Raw genomic sequence first — 18154 nt, 5'->3', positions numbered from 1 at the left:
TTGAGAGGTTAGTTAACTTTCTATCCAGTTTTTAATCATTTGTTTGCCTTCAGGTGTCAACACTGATTCCGGATGAAACTGAACTCCTCTTACATCGTATTCTCTGTGGCGAAGGGACATGATTTGACCTTGTTCATCGACGGAGGTGGCTACCAAACAATCTGGTAATTCCTGCTTCACTACCCATGAATGGTAACGCCCAACCATCATGGTAGTGGGTAAATCTTTGTACAGGAGTTCATCGTCTACCAGCGTTTTTATTTCTGTTGCTACACCGTGGTGAACCTTGTCCAAATTCAACAGTTCGCCGCCAAAAACTTCCATGATGGCCTGTTGACCGAGACACACCCCAAGCATTGGTTTTTCGTGAGCAAAAGCTTTAATAATGGCTTTTAGCTGTCCCGCTTCGTCGGGAATACCAGGTCCCGGCGAAAGCAATATCTTATCGTACTGGGCCACCTCATCGAGATCGACCTCATCGTTTCTTTTAACCGTGACTTCGGCATCAAATTCTTCCAGATAATGCACCAGATTGTACACAAAGGAATCGTAATTATCTATGACTAATATTTTCTTCATGATTTCGTTTTATTGATCTAAAGCTTTACGTAAAGCTCCAAGTTTATTGATGACTTCCTGCAGTTCGTTTTCTTCGGTACTGTCGCTGACCACCCCTGCACCCGCCTGAAAGTGCAATTTTAAATCTTTACTTACAAAACTCCTGATGATAATGGCCTGGTTCATATTTCCTTTGAAATCGATAACACCTATCGCACCGCCATAGGCCTCCCGACTGATGTTTTCATACTTTTCTATCAAAGACATCGCCATATGTTTTGGGGCGCCGCTTAAAGTTCCTGCCGGAAAGGTATCTCCCAGCAACTTCAAACTGTCTTCGGGCTGGACTACGGCAGTGACTTTACTCACCAAGTGAATGACATGCGAGAAGTACTGAACTTCTTTGTAGGTCTCCACGTTTACGTTTTTGCCGTGGCGGCTCAGGTCATTCCTGGCTAAATCTACCAGCATCACGTGCTCTGAATTCTCCTTGATATCTTCCGATAATTTTAAAGCCATTGCCGCATCTTCCTGATCGTTTCCGGTTCGCTTGAAGGTGCCGGCAATCGGATGAATTTCAGCTTTACCATCCTGAACCACTAAATGCGCTTCTGGTGAACTTCCAAATATTTTATAATTTCCAAAATCGAAGTAAAATAAATACGGACTCGGATTGATGCTTCTCAATTTTCGATACACATTGAATTCATCACCCTTAAAACCCTGAGAGAATCGTCTGGACATTACCATCTGAAAGACATCTCCACGCTGACAGTGCGCTTTTGCCTTGGTTACGTATTCCATAAATTCTTCATCGGTGATCGGCGATTCTTCCTTTCCATCCAATTCAAAATCATACTCGGTATAATTCTGGTTTTTCAAAAGGGATTTCAGTTCAGGGATACGATCTGTTCCATCATAAGCATGATTAAAGACATAAGCTTCATCATTAAAGTGATTGATGACAATCACATTTTGAAACACGTTGTACAGCATGTCGGGCAAACCTAATTTGGACTTGCTTTTATCGATGGTCAGGTTTTCAAAATACCGAACCGCATCGTAAGTGGTAAATCCAAAAAGCCCCTGAGTTAGAAATTTAAAGTTATGATCTTCCACTTCAAATTCGGCCAGGTACTTTTTTAATTCATTAGCTACATTAATGCTTTTATCAATATCGATGTTCTTGAAAGTGCCGTCAGGGTATTTAAATTCGATTTCCTCCTGTTCTACTTTAAAATGAGCGATGGGATTGCAGCAGATATAACTGAAACTGTTGTCATTGGCATGGTAATCACTACTTTCCAGTAGTAAAGAATTCGGATATTTATCTCTGATTTTAAGATAAGCACTTACCGGGGTAAACGTATCTGCAAGTAACTTCTGATAGGTGGTTTTTAAAGAATAACTCATAGTTTAAGACTCAACGTTTTTAAAAATTAAAAAAGGCCTGTCGTGATAGACAAGCCTTTATGAAATATATACATAGCAGGATCTACATCACGACGTTTGACGTAATAAAGACCACCACCAAGAATTGTTTTTGTTATTAAACATGTTACAAACATAGGAATAATATTCTTTTATTTCTAAATCCACAGATGTTAAAATTTTGTTTGTTCTCGACTCTACTTCGTCTTCGCTCAGCACAGGCAGCTCGAACCTAAACAAAAACGCTCAGACTTGGACCTAGACAAAATAACTACACTTAAATCAAAATAGTAAAGATGGATATCGTTTATCAATTCTAAATATAAAAACTTCATTCCAATTTTCCTCTAAGGTGTTTGTTTGAAATTAAATTTATGTTGGAACTTAATGTGTTAGCCCAAAACAGGTTTCAATAACAACACTACTTGTTTATATTCATGCATCTCTTTTATGTTTTATGTTCGAGCCCTTCGAGTATCGCTCAGGATAAACTACATCGAGAACTCCACCCTTTGCTTTTAAAATTCTTCAAAATGGTATCTTTGGCATCTAAATTAAATAAACACTTATGAAAGCATACATATTTCCCGGACAAGGGGCTCAGTTCATAGGAATGGGTCAGGATTTGTACAATTCTTCGGAAGAAGCAAGAACTCTGTTTCATCAGGCCAATGATATCCTTGGGTTTAATATTGCCAAAGTCATGTTTGAAGGCACTGCGGAAGACCTGAAGGAAACCAAAGTCACTCAACCCGCTATCTTTTTACATTCTGTGATTTTAAGCAAAGTCCTGGGCGATTCTTTTCAGCCTGATATGGTAGCCGGGCATTCTTTAGGTGAATTTTCTGCCCTGGTAGCCAATGGCACTCTGGAGTTTGAAGATGGCTTAAGGCTGGTTCATAAACGCGCCTTGGCAATGCAGGAAGCCTGCGAAATCAACCCATCTACCATGGCTGCAGTTTTGGGCCTTGAGGATGACGTGGTGGAAGAGGTTTGTAAAAGCATCGACGGTGTTGTGGTTCCCGCCAATTACAACTGTCCCGGCCAGTTAGTGATTTCAGGATCTCATGAGGCTGTAGAAAAGGCTTGCGAAGCATTGAAAGAAAAGGGAGCAAAACGCGCCTTATTACTCCCTGTAGGAGGAGCCTTTCACTCACCGCTGATGGAACCCGCAAGAGAAGAATTGGCAAAAGCAATTGAATCTACCAAGTTCAGCACGCCAGAATGTCCAATCTATCAAAATGTGACCACGACAGCGGTTTCAGATCCTAAAGAAATCAAGACCAATTTGATGAAGCAATTGACAGCCCCCGTCAAATGGACACAAACCATGAAGCAAATGCTTGCCGACGGTGCCACTGACTTTACCGAAGTGGGTCCTGGAAAAGTTCTTCAGGGCTTATTGAGAAAAGTGGACAGACAAATAAATGCAGACAGCATTTCTGGGTTATAACCTATATTTGTTTAAACTAAAAAAGCCTCGCTTCATCGAATTGAAGCGAGGCTTTTTGGTTTAAGATTATACATTAGTCCTTGTAAAGATTCACTGGCCATGAGTCATTAGAAAAATTGACGTCCATCAGGATTTTTTCAGGATCGATTTCAATAGATTTTATTTCTTTTTTGGTTTCAAATTTATGGGTCCAGGTATCCCCTCTCTGCCAGATTTCCACAGGAAGACTTTTCTTTTCTGTCGTTCCATCTTCAAAAGTGATTTGCATGTGGACCGGCATCGGAATATCTCCATTGTTTGAAACTGTCAAGAAATAAGCCCCATCCCGCTCTATTAAGGAGTCTATGGCTAAGTCAATATTTCCTGTACCGTAAAACCAGGCATCAAAAAACCAGGATAGATTTTCACCTGCGGCATTTTCCATGTGATTAAAGAAATCTTTGGGCTGGGGATGCTTAAATGCCCAGGTCTCGATATAGGATTTAAAGGCATAGTCAAAGCGCTCTTCTCCAAGAATGTATTCTCTTAAAGTGACCAGGCCTAATGCAGGCTTGTAATAGGCAATCATGCCAAGGTTTCTCAAATTAGCTACATCCGGATAGGTATTGATCCCTTCTCGCTCTTCGCTTAAAAACCAACCTGTAAGTGTTCTTGGCTGATTCAGTCGTGTAGGGTATTCCCCATCGTTAAAAGCTTGAGTAGAATAGTAGTTGATAAAGGTATTAAACCCTTCATCCATCCATGCATAACGTCTTTCATTACTCCCTACAATCATAGGAAACCAGTTGTGACCAAATTCGTGGTCGGTCACTCCCCATAAACTTCCACCTGTGCTTTTCCAGCTGCAAAAGTTAAGTCCCGGGTATTCCATTCCTCCGATATCTGCGGCTACATTGACCGCTGAAGGATAAGGATATTCGTACCATTTTTTGGAATAGTATTCTATGGATGCTTTGCTGTATTCTGTAGATCTGGACCAGGCATTTTCCCCGTTGCTTTCTACAGGATATGCAGAATGTGCTAAACCAGTTTTACCACTAGGCAAATTGAATTGGGCACCATCCCAGATAAAAGCTTTGGAAGCGGCAAAGGCAAAATCTCTTGAGTTTTCAATTTCATAATGCCAGGTTTGAGTACCGGTTTGATTCGCAAACATAGAGGAATCCCCAATTTCGTCAGAAGAAATTAAGGTGACCGTTTCCTGGCTTTCCAGTGCTTTTTCATAGCGATCATAAACTTTAGATGACAAGACATCTTTTGGATTTTGAAGCTCTCCTGATGCCACAACTAAGTAATTATGAGGAACAGTGATTTCAACATCAAAATCGCCATAATCGTAATAAAATTCACCTGCACCTAAGTAAGGCTCCACATTCCATCCTTCAATATCGTCAAAAACGGCAACCTGTGGAAACCACTGAGCGATAGCATAGATTTCTCCATTTTGAGTACTAAGACGACCCATTCTATCCATTCCATTAACGGGAATTTCAAATTCGAAATTCATAGAAACCTCAGCTTTTCCACCACTGCCTTTTAAAGGCTCATCAAAAAACACCTGCATTCTCGTATCTGTGATGAGATGTTTGGTAGAAGTAGAACGCTTAACTTTAGCTTGAAGGTTTGAAATTTTGACACCATCTAAAGGATCTCCATTGTAACGATTGCCTTGTACTGGAGTCGTTAAAGTTCCTCTGGAATCCTGGGTAAATCTATTTTGTTCCAAATACATCCAGATGTAGTCCAAATCTTCCGGACTGTTATTGGTGTATTCCATGATGATTCGCCCTGTAATGGTGTGTGTTTCAGGATCCAAATTAGCTTTTATGGTATAGTCTGCTTCATTTTGAAAGTATTCTGGACCTGGTTTTCCTGAGGCTGACCTATAGACATTTCCAGACCTATCCATAAATTCATTAAATTCAGATTGATTATTGTCTAACTGAGCAAAAGCCGAAGGCAGAGTAAAAATGCTTAAACCAAAAGCTAGAAATAGAAAATTTATTTTATTCATAATTATATGTTTTGAATTCGGTCTCTAAAATAGAAAAAACAAGAATATAAGCGATGCTGAGAGTTTGAATTATTCTATCTCCAGGTAATTTCTCTTCACAAAATCCAAAGCTGTTTTTAAAATATGCCCCATGGTTCTGCAGCGTTTGAATCGAATGTCTCTGGTATAATCTACCAGCTGTTTTTTGAGCATTTTTACATTTTCATCTGTGGATACTCTGTCTTTGATCATGCAGCGTATCAACATTCTAAATCTTTTTTCTGAAGTGATAAGGCGTTTCGCCACTTGAGAACGCTCTTCTTTTCGGTATTGCTCCACTGAAGTATCCTGCAGTAATTCTGAGACCATGTTTACCAAGGGTCGGTTTTCTTTGAAAAAATGAGGCTGGTAAACTTTCAGATTCCCTTCATAATTTTGTTGGTCAAAATCTATAGCTCTGATTTTATAATCCACATGATCGAAATCATGAGTTGGAATAACCACATAATTATAAGAACGCATATCGCCTAGAAGTCTTAGCGTACATCGCTCATCGAACTTCACAAACTGCTTGGCAATTTCATTCCTTGCCCTTTCGGTGCATTCTGGCAGATGTTCTTTAATAAAAACATCCCCCGGAATTCCTGCAATATGCTCTTCTATCAAAGTATCTTTATACACTAAAAAATTGATACGGTTCGGAGACAGAATATGCTCAAAGTCTAACCCATAAATTCTGGAGGCATCTGCCTTTTTCACATAGAAGTAGGTGAAGTTATCATTCAGAACATTTCTTATTTTTATTCTGAAAGGTTTGGAATTCCCAAAAGTGCAGTAATCTATCGCATCCACATTGAGAAAATCCATGTGTTCGCTTCGTCCGTCTGAATGGAGAATGAGATAGACCCGCTTTAGGCTATTATCGATTTCTTCGCGATCAAAATCAGAATAATAACACCTCACCCACAAGGTGTCTTCATCATGTCTATCATAAACGACTATGGAACCCGAAAACCTCAATAAATCATCATAAGAAACTGGAATTTTGGTGTTTCTATTGTAAGTCTGCAGGTATTTATTGAGATTCTCATTTATAGCAAACGTGGGCTTTTTTTTAGACATGAGTTTCTTTTCCATAAACTGCTTTTTCCTCAAAGGTAGCAAATTTGCTAGCTTAAAATGTAACATTGGCCAGAGCTTTTCGTCTTACAGGAAACCACTTAGCCTTGAAAACTATTTTAAAATTAAAAGAGCTTACTAAAAAATTCGGGAGTCTCACAGCAGTAGATGCTTTGACTTTCAATATTCAAAAAGGAAATGTTTATGGGATACTGGGTCCAAACGGCAGTGGAAAATCTACTACTTTGGGCATGGTCCTCAATGTAGTTAACCCTTCCTCTGGTTCATTTGAATGGTTTGGAGGGGAGATGAATACACATGAAGCATTGAAAAAAGTAGGCGCCATAATTGAAAGCCCCAACTTTTATCCAAGCATGAGTGCTGAAGATAATCTCAAATTGGTTTGTAAAATTAAAGGAGTTGACTATTCCAGAATTGATGATGTTTTGGAAATTGTAAATCTTCACGACAGAAAGAAAGATCACTTCAAAAGTTATTCATTGGGGATGAAACAACGGCTGGCTATCGCTTCAGCCTTGCTAAATGATCCCGAAATTCTTATTTTGGATGAACCTACCAACGGATTGGATCCTCAGGGCATTCATCAGATTCGAGAAATCATTAAGAAAATTGCTGCTGACGGCATGACGATTTTACTGGCTTCTCACCTACTCGATGAAGTTGAAAAAGTGTGTTCCCACGTCGTTGTCATTCGTAAGGGAGTGAAATTATATGCCGGACCTGTAGACGAATTGAATGCTACACATGGTTTTTTTGAATTAAAAAGCGAACATAAAGACGAATTAAAATCATTCCTCGACACGCACTCAGCTATCGAACGTTATGATGAAGAAGACAGCGGCTTAATCAAAGCGATCTTAGCCCAGCCTTACGAAGCAAAATTTCTCAATAAGGAATGCTTCGACAAAGGAATTTTACTCACACATCTTGTCAAACGTAAAGAAACTTTGGAAGAGCAGTTTTTAAAATTAACCAAGAATCAATAAGCCTAAACAATGAAAAGACTTTTTCTCATAGAATTTCACAAACTCAGGAATAACAGAGCTGCAAAAATTCTCAGCCTTATTTATTTTATCCTTTTCAGCGCCATCGCCTTGTTTGCCTCTATCAAGTTCAACTTTGGATCCATCGATTTCAGATTAGCAGATCAGGGAATTTTCAATTTCCCTTTCATCTGGCATTTCAACGCCTACTTTGTCGCCTTTTTAAAATTATTCCTTGCCGTAGTCATCGTATCCATGGTTTCCAGTGAATACACCAACCGAACTTTAAAGCAAAACCTGATTGACGGTTTGAGTAAAAAAGAATTCATCTTATCGAAGTTTTATGGCGTTCTAGGCTTTGCCATAGCTTCTACTTTACTGCTGTTTATCGTCAGTTTGGTTTTAGGATTGATTTTTTCTGATTATGATGAATTCAGTATCATTTTTTCTGATCTTGAATACATCTTTGCCTATTTTTTAAAGTTAGTGGGATTCTTCTCCATGTGTTTGTTTTTTGGAATATTACTAAAGCGTTCAGCCTTTGCTTTAGGATTTCTTTTCCTGCTATGGATTTTTGAAGGGATTGTTCAATTATTTATCAAATTTCAAGCGGAATCTTTAGACTTTATCCTGAACGTTTTACCCCTGCAATCGATGAGCAATTTAATCATAGAACCTTTCACCAGATTAGGTATTGTAAAATCGGCAGCAACGCAACTAAATTCAGAATTTACAAAATCCTACGATGTGGAATGGTCGACCTTACTCATTGTCTTGGCCTGGAGTTTTATCTTCATTTATTCCTCCTGGAAACTCTTACAAAAAAGAGATCTTTAAATTATATTTGAAGAAACATTTTACCCTTGAATAAAATCCTGGCGTTTTTAATTTGCATATTTAGTGTTTCTCTTTACGCTCAGGGACAAGCTGATAACTGGTATTTTGGAAATAATGCAGGTATAACTTTCAACACGAATCCTCCCTCTGCACTAATCAATGGACAATTGAGCACTAACGAAGGTTGTTCCTCTATTTCAGACGTTAATGGCAATCTGCTAATGTACACCGATGGCAGGACGATTTGGAACAGAAATCACCAGATCATGCCAAATGCTAACTACTTTGGGGGCACGGGATTAAACGGCGATCCCTCGAGTACTTCCAGTGGCTTAATCGTTCCCCACCCTACAAATCCCAATCTTTATTTTGTATTTACGGTCGACGAGCCTCATCACGAAAATGCTAATGCTTACCCTAATCAAGGCCCTGCGGATGCAAATGGAAATTCCATCCCTTTTTATACAGATGTCACATCGCACAGCGTACCTCAAGATGATGATGGTTATAATAATGGCTTAAACTATTCCATTGTTGATATGTCTCTAAATGCGGACCTGGGCGATGTTATTCCTGGTGAAAGAAATAATGAACTTATTACCTACGATCTTACAGATTCCGAAGAAATAAAATACAAAGCTTCCGAGAAAATCACAGCCGTAAGAGGGCGTGACTGCAATTCTGTTTGGGTGATTACTCAATTTAGAAATAAATTTTATGCGTTTCTGATAGATCAATTTGGTATCGATAAAACTCCTGTAGAATCAACAGTACAACCCTTAATAGAAATTACCAACTACAGAAGAGCTGCATTAGGCTATTTAAAAGCTTCACCACAGGGAGATAAGTTATTGATTGCTCATAATACAACCAATTATAACCCTATAAATGGTAATCAGGATTTTGGAGAAGGGAATGTTTATTTATATGATTTCGATAATCTGACCGGACAAGTGTCTAATCCAATTCAATTAATAGATGATGTCAATGCCTATGGGGCTGAGTTTTCTCAGGATGGAACCAAAGCTTACGCTACAGTTAGCGATACAGCAGCTAAAATTTATCAATGGAATATAGATTCCAGTGACATCCCTAATTCGATTGAGACAATTGCAAATACAGGTCAATACAACACAGCCTTGCAACTAGGTCCAGATGGTAAAATTTATCATTCACTTATTGGTTCTTTTAAATTAGGTGTGATTAATAATCCAAATAAAATAGGAGCAGCCACAAATTACACACAAAATATATCTGAAGGCGCTATAGCTTTAAATGGAAGAATAGCAACATTTGGCTTACCGCCTTTTATCCAGTCACTTTTCAGCAAAAGAATTCCCATCGTTGAAGCCGATAATGAAGAAGTCATTGAGCAGGTCTCCCTTTGCGACACCTATAGTTATCAACTAAGCTACGAGGATATACCCGGAGCGACTTATACATGGTCTAAAGATGGAATAGTTCTGCCAGGCGAAACCGGTCACATTTTAAATATCAGTCAAAACCCGACTGCCGATTTTCCAGTTGAGCAAAATTACCGTCTGGAAGTTGACTTAAACACTGGGGATTGCCCTTCATTTGGTATTGCCACAGTGACCTTTAACCAAAGCCCAGCTTTTGAAGACGATGAACTATTCACCTGTAAAGAAGAGGGGAGCGACGCTGTTTTTGATTTAACCAAAATTCGTGAAAAACTGAGTAAGCAGGTTCAGATAAATACAGATGAAATTGATGTGAAGCTTTACAGGTCTATGGCTGATGCCGCATCAGAAACCAATCCTATTCAAGTTACGTCCAACTTTGTGAATAATCAAAACCTCACCTCTCTATTTGTCGATGTCTCTACTTTTGGAGTCTGTCATAATCTTATAGAATTCGAACTTATCGCAAAAGCTTTACCTGACATAAATACGGGTGATGAAACGCTTATCTATTGTCTTGAAGAGTTTCCTAATACCATCGAAATCAGTCCTTTAAATTCAGGGGACGACCCTCTAGTGTATGACTATTTATGGTCTACAGGGGATACTTCCTCTCAAATATCAGTTAATGCAGCAGGACAATATAGTGTTGATGTAAATATTAAAGGTATTAATTGTAGTCTGAGAAAAACCTTCATAATCAATGAGTCTGAAATAGCTTCATTTTCTGTTGAAGTCGAAGACAAAACCAACTACAAGTCCATTCAGATAAATGTTGACCCTTCAAGTCTGGGGGATTATGAATATGCTATTGAGGAACCTGCTAATTTTCAAGAGTCCAATACATTTGAAAATCTAAACCCGGGAATTTATGATGTTTTTGTACGAGATAAATTCGGATGTGGAATATCAGAAAAAACCATTGGGGTTCTTGGCATCATGGAGTTTTTCACCCCTAACGGAGATGGCATCAACGACTTTTGGCAAATGAACGGCCAGCTTGAAAATAAAGAAGAAGATATCCTGCTGCAGGTTTATGATAGATACGGGAAACTTATGACCTCTTTTACAAATAAAGACAAGGGCTGGAATGGGACCTATAATGGCAGGAATATGCCTAGTGATGATTATTGGTATCGCGTTCGTTTAACCGAAGGAATTATAAAAACGGGGAGTTTCACCTTAAAACGCTAACTTTATAAACAAAACCCAATCGTATGAGACTCTTTTTAAGCCTTTTTCTTGTTATACTTGCGTTCTCTAGCTTCTATTCTCAGCAAAAAAACTTTATCGATCAGCCTTTTATTGAGGTAAAAGGAACGGCAGATACCTTAGTGACTCCAGACCGAATTTATCTTGATATCCTTATTTCTGAAGAAGAAATAAGCGGTAATTCAAGCCTTGAAGAACTGGAACAACAGATGATCTCAGAATTTAAAAAACTCGCTATAGATATTGATAAACAGCTTTTCGTAGCCAATGCGAGCAGCGATTTTAAATCTTACTTTTTTGCTGGCCAAAAAGTTATAAAAACCAAACACTACACCCTTTTGGTTTATCAGGCATCTACCCTAGGAAATGCTTTAAGAAGCCTGCAAAACATAGGCATCGCCAACGTCAATGTGAATAAAACGGAACATTCCAAAATCAAAGAATTTCAAACATCGATGAAGGCTAAAGCCGTGGCGAATGCTATGAAAAATGCTCAGGCAATGGCAGGGGCAATCAGTCAGGAGCTCGGTAAGGCCCTTTTTATTTCAGAAACCAATTCCTACTTTTATGCTATGCAGGGTCAGGCTGAAGGCATGCAGGTAAGAAGTAATACGACCGGTAACCAAGAAGAAGCAACAACTAATCTTTCTTTCGATCAGTTTAAAATCAGCAGCGAAGTCCTGGTGAGATTTGTTTTAAAATAAGATGCTTTTTTGAGTTCTTTTCTGAATTTCATACATGTGAAATTAATGCCAAAGGAAGTGCTTTGACTTTGTGTTGATTTAGAAGCGAGGTATCTTAGCAAAAATAAATTTGAATGAAATTCAATTTAAAGTCAGACTTTAAACCTACCGGAGATCAGCCTCAGGCCATTGATAAGTTGATCAAAGGGCTCAACAGTGATGAACGCTATCAGACTTTGCTTGGAGTCACAGGTTCTGGAAAAACGTTTACGATGGCCAATGTTGTTGAAAGTGTCCAGAAGCCTACTTTGGTCCTGGCTCATAATAAGACGCTTGCCGCTCAGTTATATTCAGAGTTCAAGGCTTTTTTTCCGGAAAACGCTATTGAATATTTTGTATCTTACTACGACTATTATCAACCTGAAGCCTTTATTCCTTCGAGTGGAACCTATATTGAAAAAGATTTGTCGATCAATGATGAAATCGAAAAACTCAGGTTAAGTACTACATCTTCCTTGCTTTCAGGACGCCGAGATGTTCTGGTGGTGGCATCTGTGAGTTGTCTTTACGGTATTGGAAACCCGGTTGAATTTCAGAAAAATGTGATTTCAGTTGAAGTGGATCAGCAAATTCCAAGAACAAAATTGCTTCAGCGTTTGGTTCAAAGTTTATATTCCAGAACTGAAGTTCAGTTTAACCGTGGCAATTTCAGAATAAAAGGAGACACCCTGGATATTTTTCCTGGTTATGCCGACCATGCCTATCGCATTCACTTTTTTGGAGATGAAATCGAAGAAATTGAGGCGTTTAACGTAGAATCCAACGAAATCATCGCAAAGTATGATAAGCTGAATATTTATCCTGCCAATATATTCGTTACTTCGCCCGATGTATTGAACTCAGCCATAGACCAAATCGCGATTGATCTGGGTAAGCAAATAGAATATTTCAAAGACTTAGGCAAGCCCCTAGAAGCCAAACGTATTGAAGAGCGAACCAATTTTGATTTGGAAATGATTAAAGAATTAGGCTACTGTTCGGGTATCGAAAATTACTCCAGATATCTCGATGGAAGACAGCCTGGCACAAGACCCTTCTGTTTATTGGATTACTTTCCAGATGATTATCTGATGATTGTAGATGAAAGTCATGTGACCGTTCCGCAAGTTGGAGCGATGTACGGAGGGGATCGATCCAGAAAAGAAAATCTTGTCGATTACGGATTCAGATTACCAGCAGCCATGGATAATCGGCCTTTGAGACTTGAAGAATACGAGGCTTTGCAAAACCAGGTAGTCTATGTGAGTGCCACTCCTGCAGATTATGAACTCCAAAAATGCGATGGCGTGTATGTCGAGCAAGTCATACGACCAACAGGCTTACTGGATCCGGTCATTGAAGTGAAACCAAGTCAAAATCAGATTGATGATTTAATTGAAGAAATCAATAAAAGAGTCGAGAAAGACCAGCGGATAATGGTAACCACTTTGACCAAACGAATGGCTGAAGAACTCACCAAATACCTGACAAGGGTGAAAATCAGAACACGCTACATACATAGTGATATAGACACACTAGAACGTGTGGAGATCATGTCTGATTTACGAAAAGGTGTTTTTGATGTGTTGGTAGGAGTGAATTTATTGAGGGAAGGTTTGGACTTACCAGAAGTATCATTAGTAGCTATTTTAGATGCTGATAAAGAAGGCTTTTTGAGAAGTAATAGAACTTTGACCCAGACTATAGGTCGTGCTGCTCGTCATCTTGAGGGAAAGGCGATTCTTTACGCTGATAAAATCACAGACAGCATGCAAAAAACCATAGATCAAACCGAATACAGAAGATCCAAACAAATCGAGCACAATACGAAACATGACATTACGCCTCAGGCTCTTAAAAAAGCGCACAATTCAGCTTTAAGTGGCAAAAAAGAAAAGCCTTATGAAGTCATTGAAACTCCAACTTTACAAGCTGCTGAAGAAGCTGCAGAAAATTACAATGCAACAGACTTGAAAAAGAGAATGACGCTGGTGAGAAAGTCTATGGAAAAAGCTGCAAAAGACTTGGATTTTATGGAAGCTGCAAGGTTCAGAGACGAGTTGAAAATGCTTCAGGAAAAGCTTGAAAAGGAGAAAGCTTAGGGCTTAAACTGAGTTTTCGACATGAAGTCCCATACGCACACCCCTGCAGTAACTGAAATATTCAAAGAATGTTTGGTGCCAAGCTGAGGGATTTCCAGAACGGCATCAGACGCATCAACAACAGCTTGCTGCACACCTTTCACTTCATTTCCGAAAACAAAAGCATAGGTTAAATTTTGGTCTGGTTGAAATTCCTCCAGAGAAACTGAATCTTCAGCTTGTTCAACGGACATGACCTGAACACCGCTTTCTTTTAATTCCTGAATGAGTGCCAGCGTACTTTCTCTATGAGACCAGTCTACTGTTTGAGTGGCTCCCAAAGCTGTTTTTTGAATATCTTTATGAGGTGGTGATGCCGTAATACCACACAAATAAATCTTCTCTATCAAAAACGCATCGGCGGTTCGAAACACAGAACCAATATTATTAAGACTTCTGATGTTGTCCAAAATTAAAATCAAAGGTGTCTTAGACGAGGCTTTAAACTCATCATCGGTTTTACGGACGAGTTCGCTATTTTTTAATTTTCTAGGCATAACTTGTTTTAATAAAAAAACCCTTTGATTTCTCAAAGGGTTTGTACTCGGAGCGGGACTTGAACCCGCACGACCGCAATGGTCATTGGATTTTAAGTCCAACGTGTCTACCAATTCCACCATCCGAGCGGAAAGAGCGAAAGACGGGATTTGAACCCGCGACCCTCACCTTGGCAAGGTGATGCTCTACCCCTGAGCTACTTTCGCATTACTATATTTCAATCTCAAAAGCGACACTCATATGCCTCGGGCGCATGATGCTCCAACTATGAGCTACTTTCACAGTAATTATTGCGAGTGCAAATTTAATATTTTAATTGATTTGTCAAAACCTTTTCGCTAAAATATAATAAAATTACTTCCTGGCTTTTGGCGTTATCAAGCGTTTGATTTCATTAAGTTTCATTAAGGCTTCAACCGGAGTCAGTGTATCGATATCAAGTCTCAAAATCTCATCCTTAATCTGCTCAAGCAGAGGATCATCCATATTATAAAAACTCAATTGTGGCTCAGGCTGAACGGCTTGTTTTAGAGAGGAAGAGTCGTCATTGGTATCCCTAAGGGATTCCAGTTTCTTTAAAATAGTATTTGCTTTTTGAATCACATACTGTGGCATACCCGCCATTTTAGCCACATGAATCCCAAAACTATGCTCGCTTCCTCCAGGAACGAGCTTTCTCAGAAACAAAACTTTATCCTTTAATTCCTTGACAGAAACGTTGAAATTTTTGATCCTGTCAAATTGCTTGGACATTTCATTAAGCTCGTGGTAATGCGTTGCAAATAATGTTTTAGCCTTACTGGGATGTTCATGCAGAAACTCAGCTATGGCCCAGGCAATCGAAATCCCGTCGTAAGTACTGGTTCCGCGTCCGATTTCATCCAAAAGAACAAGACTTCTGCTAGACAAGTTATTCAATATACTCGCCGATTCGTTCATCTCTACCATGAATGTAGATTCGCCCATCGAAATATTATCACTGGCGCCAACGCGAGTAAATATCTTATCTACCAGACCGATTTCTGCGGAAGTAGCCGGTACAAAACTTCCCATTTGTGCCAGTAAAACAATAAGAGCGGTTTGCCTTAACAGAGCCGACTTACCACTCATGTTCGGTCCGGTGATCATGATGATCTGGTTGCTTTCCTGATCCAGGAAAAGGTCATTACTGATGTACTCTTCCTCAGCTTTGAGCTGCATTTCAATGACTGGATGTCTTCCCTCTTTAATAGATAATTCGAAGCCTTCATCAATAAGGGGTTTGGCATAATTGTGTTCAAGAGCAAGCTGAGCAAATCCGGAAAGGCAATCCAGCTGTGCGATCTGAAAGGCATTTTGCTGAATCACTTTCATATAATCCTGAGTCCAAATGACAAGCTCCTGAAATAATTTTTGCTCCAAACCTGAAATTTTCTCTTCCGCAGATAAAATTTTCTCCTCGTAAACTTTTAATTCTTCGGTTATGTAGCGTTCGGCATTGACCAAGGTTTGTTTTCTCGTCCAGTCGGTCGGCACTTTATCTTTATGGGCATGTCTGACTTCGAAATAATAGCCATAAACATTATTACTGCCAATCTTTAAACTTGGAATCCCAGTATTTTTGGATTCGGCGTCAAGCATTTCATCGAGGTAGTCGTGCCCGGAAAAAGCGATTTTTCGGTATTCGTCCAGCTCATCAGAGTAACCTGATTTAATCGCATTTCCTTTTAGAATATTGACTGGAGGCTCTTCTGAAATCGACGACTCAATTTTGGATCTTAACACATCGCAGGGATTGAGATGATCGGCGATGGTCACCAAAGACTCATGTCCGGATTTTTCTAAAGTCTTCTGACATGAAGCGATAATATCCAGGGAATTTTTTAACTGTAAAAGCTCACGCGGGTTAATTTTTTGAGTCGACACCTTGGATACCAGGCGTTCCAGGTCATTGATCTCTTTTAAATAAGATCTGATTTCATGTTGAAGGCTTTGATTCTTTTTTAAAAAGCTAACCGTTTCAAGGCGTTGATTAATTTTATACTGATTCTTGAGCGGAAAGGCAAGCCAGCGTTTTAAGAGTCGGCTGCCCATGGCCGAAATCGTCTTATCTATGATGTCGATAAGCGAAACGCCTTCTGAAGTCGTGGACTGGTATAATTCGAGATTTCGAATGGTGAACTTATCCATCCAGACATAGTCTTCTTTAGGAATTCGGGATAAGTTATTGATATGCTGAAGCTGTGCGTGATTGGTTTCAGACAAATAATGAAGAATAGCTCCGGAAGCAATCAGACCTTCATTATAATCCTGTATTCCAAAACCTTTAACTGATGTGGTTTTGAAATGGGAATTGATAAGGTTATTGGAAAAATCAAATTTGAACACCCAGTCTTCGAGGTAGAAATAAGGTTGCTGGCTTCCCAGCTGTTCGGCCAGTAAAGTCTTTTGTTTTTTTGAAATCAAAATCTCGCTTGGTGAAAAATTCTGAATGAGTTTATTTACATCTTCAAGACTGCCTTCAGATACTAAAAACTCACCTGTGGAAACATCAAGAAAGGATATTCCATAGTTATCTTTTGGGCCGAGGACAATGGAACACAGAAAATTATTGTCATTTCGTGACAAGACATCGTCATTAAAGGATACGCCGGGCGTAATTAATTCGGTAACACCGCGTTTAACGATGGTTTTGGTTTGCTTTGGATCTTCGAGCTGATCACAGATAGCCACTCTCAGCCCTGCTTTTACCAGTTTCGGAAGATAGGTATTAAGGGAATGATGAGGAAAACCGGCAAGTTCTGAACGCTCTCCGCCATTATTCCGATTGGTAAGTACAATATTGAGTATGCGGGAGGCGGCAACGGCATCTTCTCCAAAGGTTTCGTAGAAATCCCCGACTCTAAATAACAACATCGCATCAGGATATTTATCCTTGATAGTATTGTACTGTTTCATTAAAGGGGTTGACTTAGGAGACTTAGATTTGGCCACAATTTTTTAAGCTAAAATACTAAATTGTAGAAGGAAATCAGATAAGAAAGTCAAAATGCAGTAAAAATAAAAAACCCTTCATTACATGTGTAATGAAGGGTTTTTCTATAAAGAAGGCGGCGACCAAACCGCCCGCAGCTGAAGGTGACCTGACAGAATTGAAACAGGTCGGCGTTCGGGCAGGCTCTTCCACGCTGATGATCGTTTATATGAGAGTCATCTTGGCTCATTTACTAAGCCAAGGGCATTTTTTTAAACAAAAAAAACCCTGACTAAAAAGTCAGGGTTTTTCTATAAAGAAGGCGGCGACCTACCCGCCCGCAGCTGAAGGTGACCTGACAAAATTGAAACAGGTCGGCGTTCGGGCAGGCTCTTCCACGCTGATGATAGTTTATAGAGAGATCATCTTAGCTCATTCACTAAGCCAAGAACATTTTTTAAACAAAAAAAACCCCGACTAAAAAGTCAGGGTTTTCTCTATAAAGAAGGCGGCGACCTACACGCCCGCAGCTGAAGGTAACCTGACAGAATTGAAACAGGCTGGCGTTCGGGCAGGCTCTTCCACGCTGATGATCGTTTATATGAGGGTCATCTTAGCTCATTCACTAAGCCAAGGGCATTTTTTTTAAACAAAAAAAAACCCTGACTAAAAAGTCAGGGTTTTCTCTATAAAGAAGGCGGCGACCTACTCTTCCACGGTATGTAGTACCATCGGCGCTAACGGGCTTAACTGCTCTGTTCGGAATGGGAAGAGGTGAGCCCCGTTGCTATAACCACCTTAAATCTTAGTGC

At 39.5% G+C, this 18154-nt stretch carries 12 protein-coding genes, 2 tRNA genes and 1 rRNA gene; 6 read left to right on the top strand and 9 right to left on the bottom strand.

Annotated features, from left to right (window positions below; genetic code table 11):
• Window positions 1–12: 12 nt before the first annotated feature.
• Window positions 13–579, bottom strand: a complete 567-nt coding sequence (locus LB450_RS04395) for an anthranilate synthase component II (RefSeq protein WP_224486647.1) — start codon at window positions 577–579, stop codon at window positions 13–15.
• A gap of 9 nt (window positions 580–588) precedes the next feature.
• Complete coding sequence (locus tag LB450_RS04390; protein ID WP_224486646.1) at window positions 589–1971, bottom strand: anthranilate synthase component I family protein; 1383 nt, start codon at window positions 1969–1971, stop codon at window positions 589–591.
• 586 nt (window positions 1972–2557) lie between these two features.
• Between LB450_RS04390 and fabD the strand changes: the two genes are divergently transcribed.
• Window positions 2558–3442, top strand: a complete 885-nt coding sequence (fabD, locus tag LB450_RS04385; RefSeq protein WP_224486645.1) for an ACP S-malonyltransferase — start codon at window positions 2558–2560, stop codon at window positions 3440–3442.
• A gap of 73 nt (window positions 3443–3515) precedes the next feature.
• Here fabD and LB450_RS04380 read toward each other — a convergent pair whose 3' ends face one another.
• A complete protein-coding gene (locus LB450_RS04380) occupies window positions 3516–5456 on the bottom strand; it encodes a M1 family metallopeptidase (RefSeq protein WP_224486644.1) in 1941 nt (646 codons plus the stop codon).
• Window positions 5457–5525: 69 nt separating this feature from the next.
• Window positions 5526–6572, bottom strand: a complete 1047-nt coding sequence (locus LB450_RS04375; RefSeq protein ID WP_224486643.1) for a hypothetical protein — start codon at window positions 6570–6572, stop codon at window positions 5526–5528.
• Window positions 6573–6661: 89 nt separating this feature from the next.
• On the opposite strand from LB450_RS04375, the gene LB450_RS04370 reads away from it, so the two are divergent.
• The 5 genes from LB450_RS04370 to uvrB all read left to right on the top strand — a co-directional run bounded on the left by LB450_RS04370 (window position 6662) and on the right by uvrB (window position 13852).
• Window positions 6662–7561 carry an ABC transporter ATP-binding protein gene (locus tag LB450_RS04370; protein ID WP_224487047.1) on the top strand — a complete coding sequence of 300 codons (900 nt, stop codon included), beginning with the start codon at window positions 6662–6664 and terminating at the stop codon, window positions 7559–7561.
• 9 nt (window positions 7562–7570) lie between these two features.
• On the top strand, window positions 7571–8395 hold the full coding sequence (locus LB450_RS04365) for an ABC transporter permease (protein WP_224486642.1): 825 nt from the start codon (window positions 7571–7573) through the stop codon (window positions 8393–8395).
• Window positions 8396–8421: 26 nt separating this feature from the next.
• Window positions 8422–11010: a T9SS type B sorting domain-containing protein gene (locus LB450_RS04360; protein ID WP_224486641.1), complete on the top strand. Its 2589-nt coding sequence runs from the start codon at window positions 8422–8424 to the stop codon at window positions 11008–11010.
• 23 nt (window positions 11011–11033) lie between these two features.
• Window positions 11034–11732: an SIMPL domain-containing protein gene (locus LB450_RS04355; protein WP_224486640.1), complete on the top strand. Its 699-nt coding sequence runs from the start codon at window positions 11034–11036 to the stop codon at window positions 11730–11732.
• A 113-nt stretch (window positions 11733–11845) separates the two neighbouring features.
• Window positions 11846–13852: an excinuclease ABC subunit UvrB gene (uvrB, locus tag LB450_RS04350; RefSeq protein ID WP_224486639.1), complete on the top strand. Its 2007-nt coding sequence runs from the start codon at window positions 11846–11848 to the stop codon at window positions 13850–13852.
• On the opposite strand, the gene LB450_RS04345 is transcribed toward uvrB, so the two are convergent.
• From LB450_RS04345 to rrf, 5 genes are all read right to left on the bottom strand, one after another.
• On the bottom strand, window positions 13849–14388 hold the full coding sequence (locus LB450_RS04345) for an RNA methyltransferase (protein ID WP_224486638.1): 540 nt from the start codon (window positions 14386–14388) through the stop codon (window positions 13849–13851). The two genes, uvrB and LB450_RS04345, sit on opposite strands and share 4 nt — an antisense overlap.
• 44 nt (window positions 14389–14432) lie before the next feature.
• Window positions 14433–14517 (bottom strand) — tRNA-Leu (locus LB450_RS04340).
• A 6-nt stretch (window positions 14518–14523) separates the two neighbouring features.
• Window positions 14524–14595 (bottom strand) — tRNA-Gly (locus tag LB450_RS04335).
• 148 nt (window positions 14596–14743) lie between these two features.
• Entirely contained in the window at window positions 14744–17326 is a 2583-nt protein-coding gene (gene mutS / locus LB450_RS04330; protein ID WP_224486637.1) for a DNA mismatch repair protein MutS, read from the bottom strand.
• A gap of 708 nt (window positions 17327–18034) precedes the next feature.
• Window positions 18035–18143, bottom strand: a 5S ribosomal RNA gene (rrf, locus tag LB450_RS04325).
• Window positions 18144–18154: the final 11 nt, after the last annotated feature.

Source organism: Psychroflexus curvus (assembly GCF_020164585.1).
Lineage (GTDB): Bacteria > Bacteroidota > Bacteroidia > Flavobacteriales > Flavobacteriaceae > Psychroflexus > Psychroflexus curvus.
The sequence above is the reverse complement of the archived record's forward strand: the minus strand, read 5'-3'. Positions and strand labels throughout refer to the sequence as shown.

Excerpts from the sequence above, each read along its gene's own strand:
- LB450_RS04395 (WP_224486647.1), bottom strand. The coding sequence starts at position 579 with ATGAAGAAAATATTAGTCATAGATAATTACGATTCCTTTGTGTACAAT.
- LB450_RS04390 (WP_224486646.1), bottom strand. The coding sequence starts at position 1,971 with ATGAGTTATTCTTTAAAAACCACCTATCAGAAGTTACTTGCAGATACG.
- fabD (WP_224486645.1), top strand. The coding sequence starts at position 2,558 with ATGAAAGCATACATATTTCCCGGACAAGGGGCTCAGTTCATAGGAATG.
- LB450_RS04380 (WP_224486644.1), bottom strand. The coding sequence starts at position 5,456 with ATGAATAAAATAAATTTTCTATTTCTAGCTTTTGGTTTAAGCATTTTT.
- LB450_RS04375 (WP_224486643.1), bottom strand. The coding sequence starts at position 6,572 with ATGGAAAAGAAACTCATGTCTAAAAAAAAGCCCACGTTTGCTATAAAT.
- LB450_RS04365 (WP_224486642.1), top strand. The coding sequence starts at position 7,571 with ATGAAAAGACTTTTTCTCATAGAATTTCACAAACTCAGGAATAACAGA.
- LB450_RS04355 (WP_224486640.1), top strand. The coding sequence starts at position 11,034 with ATGAGACTCTTTTTAAGCCTTTTTCTTGTTATACTTGCGTTCTCTAGC.
- uvrB (WP_224486639.1), top strand. The coding sequence starts at position 11,846 with ATGAAATTCAATTTAAAGTCAGACTTTAAACCTACCGGAGATCAGCCT.
- LB450_RS04345 (WP_224486638.1), bottom strand. The coding sequence starts at position 14,388 with ATGCCTAGAAAATTAAAAAATAGCGAACTCGTCCGTAAAACCGATGAT.
- mutS (WP_224486637.1), bottom strand. The coding sequence starts at position 17,326 with ATGAAACAGTACAATACTATCAAGGATAAATATCCTGATGCGATGTTG.